Source organism: Micromonospora sp. M51 (assembly GCF_018070305.1).
GTDB classification, from domain to species: domain Bacteria; phylum Actinomycetota; class Actinomycetes; order Mycobacteriales; family Micromonosporaceae; genus Micromonospora; species Micromonospora parva.
The window spans coordinates 1-2,262 of the sequence record NZ_JAGPXZ010000892.1 but is presented as its reverse complement, the minus strand read 5'-3'; the positions used below and the strand labels follow the sequence as shown (position 1 = coordinate 2,262).

Annotated in this window: 3 protein-coding genes; all 3 read right to left on the bottom strand. The window is 76.2% G+C overall.

Annotated features, from left to right (window positions below; translation table 11 throughout):
- The coding region (locus tag KBX53_RS30295) for a DUF2314 domain-containing protein (protein WP_210863119.1) at nt 1–941 on the bottom strand (941 nt) is incomplete at its 3' end.
- A gap of 67 nt (nt 942–1,008) precedes the next feature.
- On the bottom strand, nt 1,009–1,782 hold the full coding sequence (locus KBX53_RS30290) for an adenosylcobinamide-GDP ribazoletransferase (protein ID WP_210863117.1): 774 nt from the start codon (nt 1,780–1,782) through the stop codon (nt 1,009–1,011).
- Nucleotides 1,772–2,262, bottom strand: a 491-nt coding sequence (locus KBX53_RS30285) for a nicotinate-nucleotide--dimethylbenzimidazole phosphoribosyltransferase (RefSeq protein ID WP_210863115.1), incomplete at its 5' end; no start/stop codon positions are given. The genes KBX53_RS30285 and KBX53_RS30290, both read right to left, overlap by 11 nt.

Below are 2,262 nucleotides of genomic sequence, written 5' to 3'. Positions count from 1 at the left end.
TCACCGGAGCGTGCGTAGCGCACGTCCGGCTGGATGCCGGAGAACAGCGTGGCGCAGGCGGCGGCGTAGTACCGCCCGTCCGGGCCGGGATGCCCGGCCGGCGGGCGCAGGCTGAGGAACGAGTCGGCCTCCGGGTCGGTCGCCGGGTCCAGTTCGAGGCGGAGCAGCACCGGGGCGGTGGCACCGTGCTGCTCCGGATTGCCGTACGCCACGGCGATGTCGTGCCCGGTGACCGTCGCCAGCACCGGCAGCTGCACGAACGCCGGCACCTCCTCGCCGGTGAGCCCGTCGGTCCAGTCCCGCAGCAGCCGGCGGGCCGCCCCGGTCATCACCGCACCCCAGGCGCGGGTGAGGTGGTCGGGCACCCCCTGGGTCTGCAACTCCAGCAGGCCGAAGCGGCGCAACCCCTTCGTGGTGAACCACAGGCCCTCGGTGTCCGAGGAGTACGGCACCAGCACCCAGTCGACGAGCCGGATGCGGCCCTGCTCGTCCGGGAGGGACCGCAGCGCGGTCGCCGGGTCGAGGAACTGCAGACCGAAGACGTCCACCACGTCGCTGTCGACGGATTCGGCCACGGCCGCCGCGACCGCCCGGGCGGCCCACTCGTGTGCCGGCGGCCAGCCGGGCCGGTACTCGGCCTGGACGACCACCAGGTGCGTCGCCGCCGCCAGCCGGGCCAACTGCTCCTCGGTGGCGCCGAACGCGGTGAGCAGGTCCGGCGGCAGCTCCGGGAACTCGCTGATCGGCCGGGTGTCGACGCTCATCAGCGGACTGTCGAGCATCTGCCGGGCCAGCCCGTGCACCGGCTCGGCGAGCCGGCCGGTCAGGGCCGCCACCGCGGTCTTCGCACTGACCTTCGGCAGCCCCGTCATCGGCACCAGGTAGGTCGCGCTGAGCGACTCCGGCACCGGTACGGGCAGGAAGTCGTCAGTGATGAGCATGGTGGGATCCCCCGGTGGCCGTGCCGGTGTTGTCGAGGCGAACGCTACCCGGCTCGCCGTGCCCGGTTCAGCCGGACAGCACCAGACCCAGGTAGACCAGCGTGGTGACCACCTCGACGGTCGCGCCGAGGACGTCGCCGGTGATGCCGCCGAGCCGGCGTACCACGTGGGTGAGCAGCGCCAGCGCGACGGCGATCGCGGCGACGACGGCCAGCGGCCCCTGCCACGGACGGCCCGGCACCGCGGGCACCGCCAGCAGCACGACGGCGACCGCGCCGGCGGCCACTGCCACCGGGCCGACAGTGCCGGCGACCAGCGCGCCCAGCCCGTCGGGCCGGGCCGCCGGAACCCCTCGCCGGCAGGCCACCGTGACACCGAACCGCCCGGCCGCGGTCGCCGCGACCACCGCCGCGAGCGCAGCCGGCCAGGACCGGCCCGCCAGGTCGGCGAGCGCCGCCGCCTGCACCAGGAGTCCGACCACCAGGGCGACCACCCCGAACGGGCCGACGTCCGGCTTCTTCATGATCTCCAGGGCGGCCGCGCCGCGCCGGTACGAGCCGAGCGCGTCCACGGTGTCGGCCAGCCCGTCCAGGTGCAGCCCTCGGGTGAGCAGTGCGGCGACGCCGACGGTGACGCCTGCCGCCACCAGCGGGGGAGCGAGCGCGCCGGCCAGCAGCAGCACACCGGCCAGCAGGACGCCGAGCAGCGCGCCGACCACCGGGGCGAGGGTCATCGCGGTGCCGGCGACCGGGCGATCGATGTGCCCGGCCCGCACCGGCAGCGTGGTGAACGTGGTGACTGCCAGCCGGGCTCCCGCGAGCAGTCGTGGCTCAGCCGGCACGCAGGCCCGACGCTGGCTGCTCGTCCGTCCCGGTGCTGGCCGGGCCCGGCCCGGCCGGCACCGGCTCGGCGAAGTCGGGCTCGGTGACGTCCGGCTCGGTGAGGTCCGGGTCGGCGTAGCTCGGGTCGGTGGACTCCGGCTCGTCCCCGGCCGGGTCGGTGTCGTCACCGCCAGCCAGCGACGGGTGCACCGGCAGCGCGGCGGCCAGCGCCAGCACCGAGCGCAACAGCGGCAGCGCGACCAGCGCGTTCGCGCCCTCGCCGAGATCCAGCCGCAGGTCGAGCAGCGGGGTGAGGCCCAGCACGTCGGCGGCGAGCCGCACGGCCGGGTGCCCGCCGTGGTCGGCCAGCAGGCACCAGTGCCGGGCCTGCCCGGCCAGGTCCCGGCTCACCATGCCGGCGGCCAACCCGACCGGCCCGTCGAGCAGCACCGGCACCCGGCGGGCGGTGGCGCCGAGCAGCACGCCGGTGGCCACCGCCA